The sequence below is a fragment of the Sphingopyxis sp. HIX genome (assembly GCF_001468285.1).
In the GTDB taxonomy this organism is placed as follows: Bacteria; Pseudomonadota; Alphaproteobacteria; order Sphingomonadales; family Sphingomonadaceae; genus Sphingopyxis.
This window is the reverse complement of record NZ_LNSB01000037.1, coordinates 26,156-43,127: the sequence shown is the minus strand read 5'-3', so window position 1 is coordinate 43,127 and position 16,972 is coordinate 26,156. Positions and strand designations below refer to the sequence as shown.

The following is a 16,972-nucleotide window of genomic DNA, read 5'->3' as shown; positions in this document are numbered from 1 at the left end:
GACATGACCGCCGCCCAGCTCGCCACCGCGCCGGTGCCGCCGCATATCCCGGCGCATCTGGTGTTCGATTTCGACATCTATGCCGACCCGCGCATCGGCGAGGATGTGCAGGGCACTTATGCCGCGGCGCTCTCGGATGCGCCGGACATTTTCTGGAGCCGGCTCAACGGCGGGCACTGGATCGTCAAGAGCTTCGACGCGATCAGCCAGGTGGTGCTTGATCCCGAACATTTCTCGGTGCGCGAGATGCAGATCCCGCGCGTCAAGAACCCGCCTTTCATGATTCCGCTCAGCCTCGATCCACCCGAGAACCTGCCCTATCGCCGCGCGATGATGCCGATGTTCGGCCCCGCCGCGATCAAGGCGCTCGAACCGCGCATCCGCGAGTGGGCAGCCAAGTTCGTCGAAGCGGTTGCCGACAAGGGCGCATGCGACTTCCAGGCCGATGTGTCGAAGGTCTTTCCGGTCAGCGTGTTCATGGAACTGATGGGGATGGACCTGTCGCGGCTGCAGGACTTCCGCCACCTCGCCGAGGATTTTTTCTCGGCGCAGAATGACGAAGCCGAGCTCGGGCGGCTGAGCGCGCTTATCCTCGGCGAGCTCAAGGGCCTGATCGCCGAAAAGCGCGCCGCGCCCGACGGCAAGCTGATGTCGCATTTCATCACTGTCGATATCGACGGTCGGACGATGAGCGACGACGAAATCCTCGCGATGAGCTTCGTGCTTTTCCTCGGCGGCATGGACACCGTCACCAACGTCACCGGTTTCGCCTTCCAGCAGCTTGCGCAGATGCCCGAGGTGCAGGCGCGGCTCGCCGCCGACCCGTCGCTGATCCCGGCCTTCGCCGACGAGGCAGTTCGGCTCTATGGCGTCGTCAACACCCCGCGGCTGGTGGTGCAGGACCAGAAAATCGGCGAAGCGCAGTTCCGCGCGGGGGAGATGGTGCTCAACGTCCTCTGCCTCGGCAGCCGCGATCCCGCGAAATTCGAGCGGCCGAATGTTTTCGATCTCGACCGCCGGAAGACGGCGCATCTGACCTTTTCGTCGGGCCCGCATCTGTGCGTCGGCCATGTGCTCGGCCGCGCCGAGCTGCGCATCCTGACCGAGGAATGGGTCAAACGCATCCCCGCCTTCCGCGCGACGCCGGGCGAACGCCATGCCTTCCGCATCGGCACGGTGATGGCGCTCGAGGCCCTCCCGATCGAATGGGACGCCTGAACTAGTCGGTGTCGCCGAGCGGGGCGCCGATCGTGTCGGTGCCGAGCCGGCGCCTCACCCCGACGAGGAACATGCGCAGCGCCTCGACGAACATCTCCTCGTCGCCGAAGGGATTGTCGTCGACGGCCTTGGCGAAGTTCGGATATTTGGCGGCGTCGACCGGCGGGATCACCGGGATGCCGCGCACCTGCGCCGACGCCTCGAACAGCGCGGTGCCGAAGGTATATTTTTCGATCGCGTCGATCACGGTCAGGTGGATCGAGGGCGGGTAGGGTTCTTCGGACGCGGCGCGTTCATAGGCGGCGAGCAGCAGGTGACGCGGGAAATAGCGCAGCATCAGCGGCGCGGCATTGGGGTGCTTGAGCAGGGCGCGGCGGGTGACGACGCAGCGCGCGATGATCTGTTCCTCGAAGGACAGCGCGGGGTCGTTCACCGTCGGGATGCGCACGAACATCATGCGCGCGACCTCCTGCAGCAGCTCCGACTTGTCCTTGAAATGATGGTAGAGCGAGGGCGGGCGCACGCCGAGCTTTTGCGCGACGAGGTTGAGGCTGAGTTCCTCGAGCCCGGCCTCGTCGATGACCTCGAGCGCCGCCTCGGCCGCATTGGCGCGCGATATCAGTGGTTTGGATGGCCGTGCCAATGAAATGATCCCCTTGCCCAAATTGCTCATGGCAGCGCGGCGCCACGCGTGCCAGTGCAAATTTGCCGCCGCATTGGACGGCTAGTTCAATCTATTGACGTTAGATAAGCGCGGAGTCATTGTCGAGTATGAGGAGAACTGGTCGATGACGGATCGCTTGCACAGCTGTGTTTTTACGTCTTCGGACGGCGTCGAGCTGGTCGGCGATCGTGGTGGTTCGCCCGACGCGCCCTGCGTGATACTGCTCCACGGCGGCGGGCAAACGCGCCATAGCTGGAGCCGCGCGGTCGACAGCCTGATCGATGCCGGACTGCAGGTGATCAATTTCGACGCGCGCGGGCATGGCGACAGCGACTGGTCGCCGGCGGGCGCCTATGCGCTGAGCGACCGCGCCGCCGATTTGCGTGCGGTGTTGGCCGATTTGCGGGTGCCTTTCGTGCTCGTCGGGGCCTCGCTGGGCGGGGCGACCGCGATCCAGGCGGTGCACGAAGGGCTGCGCCCCGCGGGCGTCGTGCTCGTCGATATCGTACCCGAGCCCGATCCGCGCGGGATCGAGCGCATCGTCGGCTTCATGCACGGGCACAAGGACGGCTTTGCGAGCGTCGACGACGCCGCGGCGGCGGTCGCGGCCTATAATCCGCAGCGCGCGCGACCGAGCGATACCAGCGGGCTGATGAAGAACCTCCGCCCGCGCGATGACGGGCGGCTCTATTGGCATTGGGACCCGCGCATCCTCGATACCGCGCCGACGACGCATCATATCGTCGTCGAGCACGCGACTGCGACGCTCGGCGATCTCGTCGACATGCCGGTGCTGCTGGTCCGCGGGCTTTCGAGCGATGTGGTGAGCGAGGCGGGAATCGGGGCGTTCCGGCGGCAGGTGCCGCGGCTCGAAATCCTCGACGTGGCGGGCGCGGGCCATATGGTCGCGGGCGACCGCAACGACGCGTTCAACGACGGCGTGATCGCCTTCGCCAAACGGCTGCTGATGCCGGTGCCGTGACGGCGCACCTGTCCTGAACCCACTATTTCAATCACGATTACATAAGGTTGGCGAAAACCTTATGGCGTTAAATTTGCGATTGACTTTAAATCTAATGACTGTAGGTTAAATCCCACAGGGCCGCAGATGACGGCCCGATCTTTGGGAGGAGACGGTCATGGATCGCACGCTTTCGCGTCCTGCAATTCGCTATGCTTGCCTGGCATCGGTTATCGCGCTCGCGGCGCTGGCTGCGCCCGCTTCTGCGCAGGACACGCCCGCCGCGCCGCCTCCCGCCGACGAAGCCGATAGCGGCAGCGACGCCGAAATCATCGTCACCGCGCGCCGCCGCGACGAGCGGCTGATCGACGCGCCGGTCGCAATCACCGCGCTTGGCGGTGCCGCCCTCGACAATTATGCGGTCACCGACTTCAACGATATCGCGCAGCTCGTCCCGACGATGGTCGCGGGCAAGGCGGCGTCGGGCTCGTCGGCCAGCATCTTCCTGCGCGGCGTCGGGTCGACCGCGCTCAGCGCGGGCTTCGACCAGTCGGTCTCCTTCGTCGTCGACGGCATGCCGATGAGCCGCGGGCGCGAGATCGGGCTCAGCCAATATGACGTCCAGCGCGTCGAGGTGCTCAAGGGGCCGCAGGCGCTGTTCTTCGGCAAGAATGCCACAGCGGGCCTGATCGCGGTCACCACCAACAATCCGCGCGACGTGTTCGAGGCCGGATTCAAGGCGGGTTACGGCTTCGAGGCGCAGGAGAAATATGGCGAGGGCTATGTTTCGGGTCCGCTCGCCGAGGGGCTGCGCGCGCGCCTGGCGTTCCGCGTTTCGGACAGCGAGGGCGCCTTCACCAACACCGCCGCCGAAACCTACACGGATCCTTTCGGACTGCAGCGCCATCGCAACAGCAAGAATCGCGGCTATGGCCGGACCTACAGCGGCCGCGCGACGATCGAATGGGACGCGACCGACAATCTCAGTTTCCAGGTCAAGAGCGGCTACACCGACCAGAAGGACGGCGGCCCGACCGACATCATCGAGCGTATCTGCGGCGGCGGTCGCACGGTGCCTTTCGCCGCCAACGGCATCCCGCCGAGCCCCAACGCCGATTGTTTCATCAACGGGCGGTCGGACAGTTCGACGATCCCGGTCGAGGTCGCGAACCTCAACTATCGCTATGCCGGCGACGGGCGCATGTACTCGCGGCTGAAATCGGGCTTCGGCATTTTGACTGCGAAGCTCGAAAGCGATGTGTTCGACGTCACCTCGATCACCTCTTACTACCGCTTCAAGCAGACCGACCTTAACAATGTGTCGGGCGAGGCCTATCCCGCGACCTTCTCGCAGCTCGCCGACTATCGCCAGACGGCCGAGGAACTGCGCTTCCAGTCGAAATGGGACGGGCCGGTCAATGTGCTGTTCGGGCTGTTCGCGTCGAGCAACAAGTTCATCTTCAACACCGACGCCTATATCTTCCCGCTTCCCGCGGTCGCGGCGAGCACGACCTATGTCACCTTCAAGCGCGACAATGGCTTTACCGGCAGCTCGATGTCGGCGTTCGGCGAAGTCACCGCGAACCTGTCCGACGCGATCGAGCTCGCGGCGGGTGCGCGCTACAGCTATGAATCGCGCGACAGCTTCCAGCAGTCGCTCGCGGCCAACCCTGCGTTCGGCGCGGCCTTCCCGGGCGGGCTGCGGCTCGATGACCGCTACCGCGAATCCGACGTCTCGCCGCAGGTGACCTTGCGCTACAAGCCCTCGCGCGACCTGACCTTCTATGCGGCCTATAAGGAAGGCTTCAAATCGGGCGGGTTCAACATCTCGCAGACGCTGACCCCGGCCGCGACCGTCGCGGCGGGCCAGTTCGGTGCCGAGCGGGCGCGTGGCGGCGAGGTCGGCGCGCGTGCGATCCTGATGGGCGGCGCGCTGTCGCTCAATGCCACGGCCTATTATTACGACTATCTCGACCTGCAGGTGCAGAATTTCGACCCGGTAACGATCGGGCAGGTCGTGGCCAACGCTGGTACGCTGCGCGTCAAGGGCATCGAGGGCGATTTCAACTGGCGCTCGGGCGGCTTCTCACTGCGCGGCGCGGCGGCGTACAACAATGCGACCTACAAGGATTATGTCGGGCAATGCTATGGCGGTCAGACGATCGCGCAGGGCTGCAACCTACTCCGCCCGTCGCCGGCTGCGGCCTTCACCAGCCAGGACTATGACGGGCTGACCCCGCCCAAGGCACCGCGCTTCGCGGGGCGCCTCGGGGCGAGCTACGAGGTCGAACTGTCGGACTCGGGCATGACGCTCGAGGCGAGCGGCGACATGAGCTATTCGTCCAAATATAATTTCTCCGACACGCTGCGCCCCGACGCGATCCAGCCGAGCTTCACCAAGTTCGACGCCTCGCTGCGGCTGAAGGGCCCCGACGACCGCTGGACGCTGGCGCTGATCGGCCGCAACCTCAGCAACAAGTTCGTCGTCACCGGCGGGTCGGAAATTCCGTTCACCGGCGGCACGGGCACGGGCACGGCCGGGCCGGGCGTGCTGAGCGACCTGTCGGCCTTCGTCGACAATCCGCGCGAATTCTACATCGAAGCCTCCGTGAAATTCTGATGCGCCGCCGCGTTTTGCGGGTTGCAACGCTGCACCCGGCGCCGCGCAAGCGGGCCGGGTTCATGCTGTTCGCGCTGCTGGGTTCGGCGATTCCGGCACCGGCCAAGCCGTCCGATGTTGGCGACGGCGGGGTGCCGGCTTTCTACGACTGGTCGGGCGCCGTGCCGGGCAAAGCGGGCGTGGTGCTGGCCGAGGAAACCCTGCCGGCCGAGTTTTCGGTCGCGGCGGGGAAGGCGGTCCGTATCCTCTACACCGCGCGCGACGGGATCACCGACAGGGGCGTGGTGGCGGTGTCGGCGGCGGTCTTCCTCCCGCGCGGGGCGCCGCCGAAGGGCGGCTGGCCGGTGATGGCGTGGGCGCATGGCACGACCGGCATCGCCGATATCTGCGCACCCTCGGCGCGCCCGCGCGGCGAACGCGACAGCCGCTATATCGCCAGCTGGCTCGACGCCGGTTTCGCGGTGGTGGCGAGCGACTATCAGGGGCTCGGCACGCCGGGCATCCATCCCTATTCCAACTATCGCGCGAGTTCGTACAGCCTGCTCGACAGCGCGCGGGCGATCATCGGCGAGCGTTATGGCGCGGCGAACAATGTCGTCCTTGTCGGGCAATCGCAGGGGGCCGGGACCGTCGTTGCCGCGGCTGGCTACGCTCCACGCTATGCGCCCGACCTGCAGGTTCGCGGCATCGTCGCGACCGGTGCGCCAAACCTGTCGCGCGCGGCGATCGAGAGCGGGCTCGCGTCGAGCGCGACCGATGTCATGGTCACCGGCGCCTATGCGATGATCGGTTACGAACTGACGCGCACCCATGCGGGTCTCGATGCCGATGCGGTGTTCACCGAAGCGGGGCGCGAGATCGAGGCGATGGTCGGATCGGCGTGCCTGCCCGAGCTGATGAAAGCCGCCGCCGCACGCAATCTCGATCCGTCGAAGGCGTTTCGGCCGGGCATGCTCAAGCGGCTGTGGGATACCGATATCGAACTGCGGTCGTTCCCCACACTCGACCTCAAATCGCCGGTCTTTTTCGGCATCGGCGCTGCCGATACTGCAGCACTGCCGATGACGACGCTGACCCTGGTCAACGACCTGTGCAGCCGGGGGAATGTCGTCGAGGCGCGTATCTACAGGGACAAGGATCATTCCGGTGTAGTCAACGCTGCCGCGGCCGATGCCATCGCCTTTGCGAGGGCGGCGATTGCAGGAACGCCGGTCGCGGCGACCTGCAGGCCCTGATACTCAGCCTGCGTCAGCGGTGCGCCGGTGCGCGGTCATCGCGAGCAGGATCAGGCCGACGGTGAGCGGCAGCATGGCGAGCGCGAGCAGCGACAGGCTCTGGCGCAGCGCGTCGGGGCCGGCGAAGACCGCGTCGGACATCCACGCCGACAGTGCCGGGCCGCATGTGAGGCCGACGAGGTTGCCGACGAGGACATAGAGCGAGGTGATCTTGGCGCGCATGCGCGGCGGGGCGATATGCTGGACGATCAGCACCGCGAGCCCGCCCGCGGCGCCATAGCCGAAGGTGGCGATGGCGATGATCGCGATGGCGCCGTCGATGTCGCTGGCGAGCAGGAAGGCGGCGACGGCGGCATGACCGATGCCGAGGCCGACGGCGAGCGCGAGGACGGCGAGTTCGGCGCGGTCGCGCTTCATCACCCAGGCGCTGACCGCGGGCCAGAAGAAGGCCGCGATGGCGGCGGCGATGACGCCGACGAGGCCGAAGATCGCGCCGGCCCCGGCGACGCTCTGGCCATAGCTGCGCGTCAGCATCGTCGCGGTCCAGGCGATGAAGCTGTAGCTGGCGAGCGCCGACACCCCGAAGCTCAGATAGAAGGGTAGGTAGAAACGCCAGTGGCGGCGCAGATAGGCGAAGGCGACCGCGATGCTGCTCTGGTCGGCCTGGCCGGGTTCCTCGATGCGGGCGGGCTCGGCGACGGTCAGCAACCAGAGCGGGCCGAGCAGCAGGCCCGGCACGCCGACAATGACGAGCGTCAGCCGCCAGGGGCTGAGCCCGAGGTCGGGCGACAGGAACGTCGCGAGTTCGAAGGCCCAGGCGCCGATCAGGAAGGCGCCCGACGCCATCAGGGTCGATACCGCCATGAACAGTCCGATCGGCAGCGCGCGTTTTTCGGGCGGGAAGAGGTCGGCGACGATCGACACCGTCGCAGGGACCAGCACGGCCTCGCCGATCGCGACCCCGGCGCGCGTCGCGAGCAGGGTCTCGAAATTGGGCGCGAAGCCCGAGGCGACGGTCGACAGGCTCCAGACGATCACCCCGATGCCGACGATTTGCACGCGCGTGCCGCGGTCGATGAGGTACGCGACGGGGACGCCCGACAGCGCATAGAGCAGCCCGAAACCGAGGCCGATGAGCAGGCCGATCGCGGTCGCATCGATCCCCATGTCCCGGATGATCGGGTCGGCGAGCAGCGCGATGATATAGCGGTCGAGATAGGACAGGGCCGCGATTAGACAGAGCAGCCCGGCGACATACCAGGCGCGGCCGAGTGGCGGCCATCCGGTCGCGGTCATGCCGCGCAAATCTCCACCGGGAAGCCTTCGAGCCAGCTCATCCCCGACACCTGCTCGGCCTGATCGGGGGTGGCGGGGGTGATTTCGTTGAGGTTGCGGCCGGGCTGGGCATTGGCGCCCTGCCAGCCGCCGCGATGGCCCCAGCCGTGCGGATATGCGACGCAGCCCGGGCGCACCTCGTCGGTGACTTCAGCGACGACTTCGATCGCGCCCCATTGGGTCGATATCTTCACCGCCATGCCGTCGTCGATGCCGCGCGCCGCGGCGTCGGCCGGGTTGATCAGCAGCGCGGGCGAGTCCGAGCGCACCAGCTTGTCGACATTGTGCATCCAGCTGTTGATCGATCGCAATTTGCGCAGGTTGATCAGGCGCAGCGCATTGGGGTCGGGCTCGGGTTCGGCGCGGAGCCGCGTGACTTCCTCGCCCGCGATCTCGTCCCACAGATGGATTTTGCCGTCGGGGTGGCCGATGCGCTTTTCGAAATCGAAGGCCCAGCGGCCGCGTTCGATCATCACGCCGTGGGGATTGGCTTTGAGCTTGGCGAGCGACAGTCCGTCCTGTCCCTCGATCCCGGCCTGCAGCGCACCGTCGGCCATTTCGAACGGGGTCATGTTGCCGAAGGCGCCGTTGCGGCCCATGCGTGCGGCGAGGTCGCGTAAGATTTCATACTCGCCGCGGGCCTGGCCGGTCGGCGGAACCACCGCGGGGACATATTGGGCGAAGGGGCGGACCATGTGGTTCATGAAGAACTGGTTGATATCCTCACGCTCGAGCGCGGTGGTCGCGGGCAGGATATAATGCGCGTGGCTTGAGGTTTCGGTCATGTAGAGATCGACCGAGACCATCAGGTCGAGCAAGGCGAAACCCTCGGGCAGGCGCGGGCCGCCGGGCATCGACAGCACCGGATTGGCGCCGACGGTGAGCAGCGTCCTGATCTGGCCCTCGCCGGGCGTCGTCATTTCCTCGAGGAAGGTCAGGCTCGACTGGGTGCCCCAGACCGAGGCCTGGCCGCTGACGCGCGAGCTGTGGCGTTTGTGGCGCGCCTGGCCGGGGCCGGTCGACTGCGCCTCGGTCGCGGTGCCGCCGTGGCCCCAGCCGACGCCGCCCGGCTGGTGGAACTTGCCGCCGAGCAGGTTGAGCAGGTGGAGGAAATAGTTTGTGAGCGTCGAATAGCTCGCGCGGCAGATGCCGATGCGACCCATCGCGGCGGCGCGCGGTGCGGCGACGAAATCGCGCGCGAGGGTGCGGATTTCGTCGGCCTCGATACCGCAACGCGGCGCGGCCAGTTCGGGGGTGATCCCGTCGACCGCCGCCGCCAGTTCGGCAAAGCCGGTGCAGTGGCGCTCGACGAAATCCGTGTCGCTCAGCCCCTCGGCGATGACGGTCCGCACCATCGCGCCGAGCAGCCAGACGTCGCCGGCGGGGATGATCGAGACATGTTCGAACTTGCGCGCGGTTTCGGTGCGGCGCGGGTCGACGACGATGACGCGGCCGCGCTCGGCGATCTCGGCCAGATCCTCCTTGAAGCGCGGCGCGATGAGCAGCGAGCCATGGCTGACCAGCGGGTTCGAGCCGAAGATCAGCAGATGGTCGCACGCTGCGAGGTCGGGGAAGACAAAACCGTGGGTGCCGAAGATCAATTCGGTCGCGAGCACGACCGAGGTGATGTCCTCCGACGACGGGGTGAACAGCTTGGTGCAGTCCATCGCACGGCTGAACAGGTAATTGCCCATCGAGCTCGGCCAGCCCATGCTCGGCGGGTTGCCGGTGTTCATCGCGAAGCTCTGGCTGCCGTGCTTGTCGATCGAGGCCGACAGGCGCGCGGCGATGTCGTCCAGCGCCTCGTCCCAGCCGACGGGTGCGAACTCGCCCGGGCCGCCGACGCGCTTGAGTGGGGTGGTGACGCGGTCGAGATCGTAGGTGACCTCGGCGAGCGCGGGTCCCTTGACGCAGATATGGCCGCGCGAATGCGGATTGTCGCGGTCGGGGCGGACCTTGACGATCTTGCCGTCGGCGACGGTCGCGACCATGCCGCACAAAGCCTCGCAGACGCGACAATAGGTGATGTGGTCGCCGTCGGCGCCGGGGATGGTGGTGAAGGCCATGATCGACTTCCTTCCTGTGTCAGCGCGCGGGCGGGGTGATGCGGACGTTCACGGTGCGGATGCGGCCGTCGAGCGCGCCCGCACTCTTGCCGCCCTCGAGCGGGCCCGATCCGTTGTCCTGGCCGAGGTCGAAGGTCTCGGTCGGCGAGAAGGACAGGCGGGGCAGGGCGCCCTTGATCGGGCCGCTGGCGATCTCGCTGCCGTCGGCGAGGATATGGACGACCGCCTCGCTCTCGCCGCGCCGCTCGAAGCGGAGCATGATCGTCGCGGGGCCGCGGCGGAGGGTGCGGTCGGCGGCGATCTCGCTGAGTTTCAGGTCGAGACTGCGGTAGCTGAACATCGGGCGGCCCTTGCGCAGGTACAGCGCGAAGCCGCCATGGCGCCCGCCGATCGCAGCGATGGTGCCATTGGCGTCGGCGTCGAGGTCGACATTCGCCTCGATCGCGAAGCTGGTCGAGGGGAGGGGCGGGGCGAGCGCCTCCGGGATGCGCGACGTGGCGCCGGCGTAGGTCCAGAGATAGCCGCGCCGCGCCATGGCGGCGGCGGCGGTCTGGCGCACGAAACCCCAGGCGTCGCTGGCGTTGGTCAGCGGATAGACATTGTTCGCCTTCGCCTCGCGGTCGAACAGCGCCTTCATCTCGGCGAGCTTGCGCGGGTTCGACGCGGCGACATTGCGCTGTTCGCCGGGGTCCGTCGCGAGGTTGTAGAGTTCCCATTGGTCGTCGCTGAACACCGGCCGGTTCATGAAATCCCAGACGTCGAGCCGGTGCGGGACGACGGCTTTCCAGCCGCCCGCGTAGATGGCGCGATTGCCGTACATCTCATAATATTGGGTCGGGTGCCGCGTCGCCGCAGCCGGCGCGGCGAAGCTGTATTTCATGCTGACGCCGTCGAACGCCATCTGGCGCTGGCCGTTGACCGACGCCGCGGGGGCGATGCCCGCCGCGTCGAGGATCGTCGGGGTGATGTCGGTGACATGCTGATACTGGTCGCGCAGCTCGCCGCGCGCGGCGATGCCGCCGGGCCAGGACAGGATCAGCGGCACGCGCGTGCCGCCTTCATAGGCGGTCTGCTTGTAATAGCGGAACGGCGTGTTGCCCGCGACCGCCCAGCCATTGGCGTAATGCGGATAGGTCGAGGGGCCGCCCCAATCGTCGTAATGACGTAGATTTTCCGCGAGCGTCGCGAAATAGGCGTTGGCGAAATAATGCTCGCTGAAGGTGCCCTGCGGTGCGCCCTCGGCGCTGGCGCCATTGTCGGCGGTGATCAGGATGACCGTGTTGTCCAGCTCGCCGCGGGTTTCGAGCGCATCGAGGATACGCCCGAACTGCTCGTCGGCGTGGCTGAGCTGGGCGGCGAACGCCTCCATCTGGCGCGCGAACATGCGCTGTTCGTCGCGGCTGAGCCCGGCCCAAGGCTTCACCCCGGCGGGCAGCGGCGGCAGCGCCATGTCGGCGGGGACGAGGCCGAGCTTCTTCTGCCGGTCGAGCACCTGCTGCATCGCGACGTCCCAGCCCGCGTCGAAGCGGCCCTTATAGTGGTCGAGCCAGCGCTGCGGCGCGTGGTGCGGCGCATGGACCGCACCGGTCGCCCAGTACATCATGAAGGGCCGCTTCGGGTCGGTCGCATCGCGCGCACCGATCCAGCCGATCGCCCTGTCGGCCATGTCGGCGCTCAGGTGATAGTCGGGGCGCGGCGACAGTGCGACGGGATTGTGGTCGGACCAGAGCGTCGGGTCGAAGTTGTCGGCGTCGAAGGCGAGGAACCCATAATAGCGGTCGAAGCCCTGGCCGCTCGGCCAATAGGTGAAGGGCCCCGCGGCCGAGGCGTCGGCCTGCGGCAGATGGTCCCATTTGCCGATCGCAAAAGTGAGATAGCCCGACTGGCGGAGGTTCTCGGCAACGGTGCCGGCATTGCGCGGGACGAGCGCGTCCTGCCCGGGGAAGCCGACGGCGATCGCCGAATGGCCGCCGATATGGACGCGGTGCGAATTGCGGCCGGTGAGCAACGCCGCGCGGCTCGCCGAGCAGATCGGGGTGGTGTGGTAATTGGTGTAGCGCAGGCCCTGCTGCGCGACGCGGTCGATGTTCGGGGTTTCGACGAGGCCGCCATAGCTGCCGAGCTGGCCGAAGCCCATGTCGTCGATCACCCACACGAGGACATTCGGCGCACCAGCGGGGGCGGTCGTGCGCTGGATCTTGCCGGGCGCCGAATCGGCGAAGGTCTTGCCGATCTTCGGCTGGTCGCCGGGGGCCGCCGACGCCGGACCCGCCAGCGCCGCGGCGCCCAGGCAGGCAGCCGCGACGTTGAAAAAGCGGTAGTTCCTCATTCCCATACACCTCGTGCCTGTCGATCGCCGGATGCTTGACGACGCACTATAGATGAATTACATTCTTCGTAAAGTGTAAACATCGAGATTGGCGAGGGACAGGGTATGAAAATCGAGCTGGATACGATCTATCGCCGTATCGTCGACCATCTGGAAAATGGCACGACCGACATGGCCGAGGATTCGATCGAGGTCCCCGCCGCGCATTTCACCGATGCCGACCATCTGGCGCGCGAGCTGGAGGTGTTTCGCCGCCAGCCGCTCGCCGCCGCAACGAGCATGGAGATCCCCGAGCCGGGCAGTTTCGTGACGCGCGACATCCTGGGCGTGCCGCTGCTGATCGTGCGCCAGAAGGACGGCAGCGTCGCCGTGTTCCGCAACATGTGCCGCCACCGCGGCGGCAAGGTCGAACAGAGCGAGAAGGGCAAAAAGCCCTTCTTCGTCTGCGCCTATCATGGCTGGAGCTTCAAGGGCGACGGGAGCCTGCGCGGCGTGCCGTTCGAGGAGCAATATGGCACGCTCGACAAGGGCTGCCGCAACCTCTTCTCGGTTGCGGCCGAGGAACGCCACGGCCTGATCTGGATCAAGCTGCCGCAGGCGCCGCAGGACCTCAGCATCGGCGATTATCTGGACGAGGCCGACGAGCGGCTCGCGGCCTATGACATCGACCAGCTTGTCGTGTTCATGGACCAGAAGATCGACCTCGATATCAACTGGAAGCTGGTGATGGACGGTGCGATCGACGTGCTGCACCCGCAATTCCTGCACGCCGAAGGCGTCGGCAAGCTGATCCAGACCGGCGCCGCAGTGTGGCTCGATCTCGGGCGGCACGGCCAATCCTATTCGGCGCGCAAGCGGCTCGCGCGCAAGCTGAAGGCCGGCGAGCCGATCGAGGGCGGCTGGCGCTACCTGACCGGCAACCTCATGATCTTCCCCAACATGAGCGTGATCCCGACCCCCGACCATATCGAGCATTGGACGGTGTGGCCGCACCTCACCGACCCCGGAAAATGCCATGTCCATATCCGCTTCCTGACCGACCCCGCCAAGCTGACCGACGAGGTCGCGGCGCGGATCAACCGCAGCTGGGATATCCTGCGCCAGGCGGCGACTGAGGAGGATTTCCCGATGGAGGAAATGATCCAGGCCAATGCCGCGGCGCTGCCGACGACCGATTTCCTCTATGGCGCCAACGAAGTGCCGACGCAGCATCTGCACCTGCAGATGGCGCGCGAGTTCGAGGCGCTGGCCTGACATAAGAGACTACCGGACGCAGAGCCGGACCCCGCGAAAACCCCCTCGGGAGAGACTGCATGAATATCGCCGAACTCGTTCGTTACTGGGCGCGCTGGAGGCCGGATCACAGCGCGGTGATCGCCGACGACGTCCGCACCAGCTGGGCCGAGTTCGACGCGCGCAGCGACGCGATCGCGCGGGGCTTGCGCGCCGCGGGGGTGGTCAAGGGCGACCGCGTCGGCATGCACCTCGACAACCGGATCGAGGCACCGCTGCTCACCGTCGCAAGCCTCAAGCTCGGCGCGATGATCGTGCCGCTCAATTTCAAGCTGACGGCGAGCGAGATATTGCCGCTGCTCGAGGATGCCGACTGCAAGCTGGTCGTCACGCAGGCCAAGCATCTCGACCGGCTCGAACGGGCGGCGGCGAAGCTGTCGTTCAAGATCTATAGCCTCGACGGCAGCGATGTGCCCCGCTTTTCCTCGCTGCTGATCGACAGCGGTCCGGCGCCGGTCGAGGCGATCGGGCTCAACGATGCCGGGTTCCTCTGCTACACCTCGGGCACCACGGGGCGGCAGAAGGGCGCGCTGCTGACGCACGGCAGCGCCATGTATCCGGGGCTTGCCAAGAATATCGCCGAGGGGCTGACCTGGCGCGATTCGATCATGGTCGCGGTGCCCTTCGTCTTCACCGGCGCGATCGTCTCCTGCTTCATCCAGTTCGCGGTCAACGCGGGGGGCACGATGGTGCTCGAATCCGATTTCGACATCGACCGCTACCTCGATGTGATCCAGCGCCACCGGGTGAGCGCCGCGACGACGGTGCCGGTCGTGTGGGAACGGCTGATGCGCTCGCCGGGGTTCGAAAAGGCCGATCTGTCGAGCATGATTTCGGCCGCTGCGGGCGGCGCGCCGGTGAGCGTCGACCTGATCGAGGCGTACCGCGCCAAGGGCATTTCGCTGATCCAGTCCTATGGCCTGACCGAGGCATCGGGGCTCGCCGCGACGATGCATGGTGAGGATGCGATCAAGCATATCGGCTGGGCGGGGCGCCCGATCGTCGGCAGCGAGATGAAGATCGGCGACGCCGACGGCAACGCGCTCGCCAATGGCGAGGTGGGCGAGATCATGGTGCGGGGCCCGCATGTGATGCGCGAATATTGGCGCAACCCCGAGGCGACCGCGGCGACCTTTGCCGGCGACTGGCTGCGCACCGGCGATACGGGGATGATGAACGACGAAGGCTTCGTGAAGGTCGTCGACCGCTCGAAGGACATGATCATTTCGGGCGGCATCAACGTCTATCCCGCCGAGATCGAGAAGATTCTTTCGGCGAACCCGCATATCGCCGAACTGGCGGTGATCGGCGTCCCCGACCGCGACTGGGGTGAAGTGCCGATGATCGTCGCGAGCGGGGTGAAGGACGAAAGCGCGGCGGTGTCGGCAATCGAAAGCGACGGATCGGCGCAACTCGCGCCGTTCAAGCGCCCGCGCCGCGTGGTGTTCATCGACGAACCGCTGCCGCGGACGCTGTCGGGGAAGATCTCGAAGCCGACGTTGCGGGGGTTGTTCCCGGCGGTGCCCGAGGGGGCGACGGCATTGTTCGGGAAATAGGGGGCGGGTTTCGGGTGAACCTTGCCGTTCCCCGGCCCAAAGCCGGCATTCGCTGCGCCGTGGTAGACGTTCTACGGCGCCATCGTCGCCGTACAGCTCCAGTTGCGCGCATCGTTGATGTCGCTGCCCGCTGCGCCCGTAAACCGCGCCACCTTCGGAAAGGCGCAGATGCGGTAGGTGCGCTCGGGCGGGGCCTCGGTCATCACCGCCTTTTCCTTGCTCATCCCCGACACATACATCGCGGTGTTCGATGTCGAGTTGAGCTCGAGCTCGCGCGGCGCGTTGGTCATCAGGATTTCGGTGGGGCGCTCGCCGCCTTCGACCCAGCGCTGCATCGCCTCGAGCAAGGCGCGCGAGCTGTCGGTCGGCGTACCTTCGCCGCCGCGGCAATGGTACATGCCGGGGACGAAGAAGCCCTGGAAAAAATCCTCGCTCGCGGCGCCGTAGCGCTCGCGGACGCCGGCGCTGTAATGGGCGGTGTAGGCGGGCGGCACCGCCTCGTCGGAGGCGCCGGTCCACATGATCATCTTGCCGCCCGTGCGGGTCATGCCTTCGAGCCTTTCGGGCGCATAACCATAGCCGCCGACCCTGTCCCAGATCGCGGCCTCGGCATTGCGCTGGCGCGCGTCGGCGAAATCCATCTGGGTCAGCGCGTCGAAATTGTCGCCGCGCAGCGCCTTCATGCTGAGCACGGTCGAGCCGAACAGCGGCGGCCGCGTCGCGTCGGTCCAGGGCGGCGCGGCCGTGCCGAGCCCGATCGGGCCGAGCAGCGCCGGGTTGGCGAGCCAATAGCCGGGCGCCGACAGCTCCGACCCCTTGATCGCGGGGAGCCCGCCGGCGAGCAGTCCGAGCGTCGAATATTGCGCGTCGCTGAGGAAGGGGAAGAGGCCTCGCGCAAGCTTGATCCGCGTCGGGTCCCAGATGAGGCCGTCGCGCGCGCCGTCGCTGTCGTCGAAACGCGCCATGATGACCTGGCCGACGCGCGCCATCTCGGCGGGCGAGATCCATCGCTTCGGGTCGCGCGCGACATGCTGCGCAATATAGACCCAAAAGGTCTGGACATAGGCGCTGGTCGGCGCGCCGCCGACGATGAAGCCGTCGGCATCGTCCGGGTAGCGCTCGGCCTCCATCAGCGCGCTGACCCCGCCGCCCGAGCAGCCCATGATATAGCGCGGCATGCGCGGGCGGTCGTAGAAGCCGCGTGCGATCGCCTGCGTGGCGAGCGCCGCGACATGCGCGCCGCGATGGGCATAATCCTCCGACTTGCCAGGGTCGGCGCGGAACGACATGTCGAGCGCGCCCGCCGAATGCGACCCCTTGTCGGTCGACGCCACGGCATAGCCCGCGGTGATATGCTCGCGCGACGGGTCGACGATATAGCCCGCCGATCCGCCGGGGATGACCATCAGGTAGCGGCCGTTCCAGCTCTGCGGCAGTGCAATCATGAAGCCGACGCTGTTCGGACCGGGATTGTCGGTGCGGACGATGCCGTCGATGCGGCAATAGGGCGCGGGGTCGGATAGCCATTGGACCGAGCGGATTTCAACATCCTTGCCGGCCCACGCGATCGCATCGCGCACACAGGCGGCGGGTGCGGTGCCGGGGATCGCGACAGGGCGATCGCCCTGCGCCGCTATGGTCGGCGTGGCCCAGATCATGCCGGCTAACATCAATGCCGCGCGATACCGCATCGGT

11 protein-coding genes are annotated in these 16,972 nt (G+C 66.9%); 6 read left to right on the top strand and 5 right to left on the bottom strand.

Features of this window, described 5'->3' with window-relative positions; translation table 11 throughout:
• Window positions 1–3: 3 nt before the first annotated feature.
• On the top strand, window positions 4–1,218 hold the full coding sequence (locus tag ATE62_RS16770; protein WP_058808583.1) for a cytochrome P450: 1,215 nt from the start codon (window positions 4–6) through the stop codon (window positions 1,216–1,218).
• Between the two features lies 1 nt (window position 1,219).
• Here ATE62_RS16770 and ATE62_RS16765 read toward each other — a convergent pair whose 3' ends face one another.
• The gene (locus ATE62_RS16765; RefSeq protein ID WP_058808582.1) at window positions 1,220–1,891 is read right to left on the bottom strand and encodes a TetR/AcrR family transcriptional regulator; all 672 of its coding nucleotides are present in this window, start codon (window positions 1,889–1,891) and stop codon (window positions 1,220–1,222) included.
• A gap of 115 nt (window positions 1,892–2,006) precedes the next feature.
• On the opposite strand from ATE62_RS16765, the gene ATE62_RS16760 reads away from it, so the two are divergent.
• The 3 genes from ATE62_RS16760 (at window position 2,007) to ATE62_RS16750 (ending at window position 6,698) form a co-directional block, all read left to right on the top strand.
• A complete protein-coding gene (locus ATE62_RS16760; RefSeq protein ID WP_058808581.1) occupies window positions 2,007–2,864 on the top strand; it encodes an alpha/beta fold hydrolase in 858 nt (285 codons plus the stop codon).
• A 157-nt stretch (window positions 2,865–3,021) separates the two neighbouring features.
• Complete coding sequence (locus ATE62_RS16755; RefSeq protein ID WP_082662865.1) at window positions 3,022–5,463, top strand: TonB-dependent receptor; 2,442 nt, start codon at window positions 3,022–3,024, stop codon at window positions 5,461–5,463.
• A gap of 62 nt (window positions 5,464–5,525) precedes the next feature.
• Entirely contained in the window at window positions 5,526–6,698 is a 1,173-nt protein-coding gene (locus ATE62_RS16750) for a lipase family protein (protein ID WP_197411690.1), read from the top strand.
• Between the two features lie 3 nt (window positions 6,699–6,701).
• Here the strand turns inward: ATE62_RS16750 and ATE62_RS16745 are convergent, their stop codons facing one another.
• Genes ATE62_RS16745 through ATE62_RS16735 form a run of 3 tightly spaced genes read right to left on the bottom strand, consistent with a single transcriptional unit; the run spans window position 6,702 to window position 12,428 of the window.
• The gene (locus ATE62_RS16745) at window positions 6,702–7,994 is read right to left on the bottom strand and encodes an MFS transporter (RefSeq protein ID WP_058808579.1); all 1,293 of its coding nucleotides are present in this window, start codon (window positions 7,992–7,994) and stop codon (window positions 6,702–6,704) included.
• Window positions 7,991–10,099 carry a molybdopterin-containing oxidoreductase family protein gene (locus ATE62_RS16740; RefSeq protein WP_058808578.1) on the bottom strand — a complete coding sequence of 703 codons (2,109 nt, stop codon included), beginning with the start codon at window positions 10,097–10,099 and terminating at the stop codon, window positions 7,991–7,993. Before ATE62_RS16740 ends, ATE62_RS16745 begins: the two co-directional genes overlap by 4 nt.
• Before the next feature lie 19 nt (window positions 10,100–10,118).
• Window positions 10,119–12,428, bottom strand: coding sequence for an arylsulfatase (locus tag ATE62_RS16735; RefSeq protein ID WP_058808577.1), 2,310 nt, complete (start codon window positions 12,426–12,428; stop codon window positions 10,119–10,121).
• A 105-nt stretch (window positions 12,429–12,533) separates the two neighbouring features.
• Here ATE62_RS16735 and ATE62_RS16730 point away from each other — a divergent pair, with 105 nt between their 5' ends.
• Together ATE62_RS16730 and ATE62_RS16725 are read left to right on the top strand one after the other, a co-directional pair.
• Window positions 12,534–13,682, top strand: a complete 1,149-nt coding sequence (locus ATE62_RS16730; RefSeq protein ID WP_058808576.1) for an aromatic ring-hydroxylating oxygenase subunit alpha — start codon at window positions 12,534–12,536, stop codon at window positions 13,680–13,682.
• 59 nt (window positions 13,683–13,741) lie between these two features.
• Window positions 13,742–15,277, top strand: a complete 1,536-nt coding sequence (locus tag ATE62_RS16725; protein WP_058808575.1) for a class I adenylate-forming enzyme family protein — start codon at window positions 13,742–13,744, stop codon at window positions 15,275–15,277.
• A 71-nt stretch (window positions 15,278–15,348) separates the two neighbouring features.
• Here the strand turns inward: ATE62_RS16725 and ATE62_RS16720 are convergent, their stop codons facing one another.
• Window positions 15,349–16,935, bottom strand: coding sequence for a tannase/feruloyl esterase family alpha/beta hydrolase (locus ATE62_RS16720; protein WP_058808574.1), 1,587 nt, complete (start codon window positions 16,933–16,935; stop codon window positions 15,349–15,351).
• Window positions 16,936–16,972 lie beyond the last annotated feature (37 nt).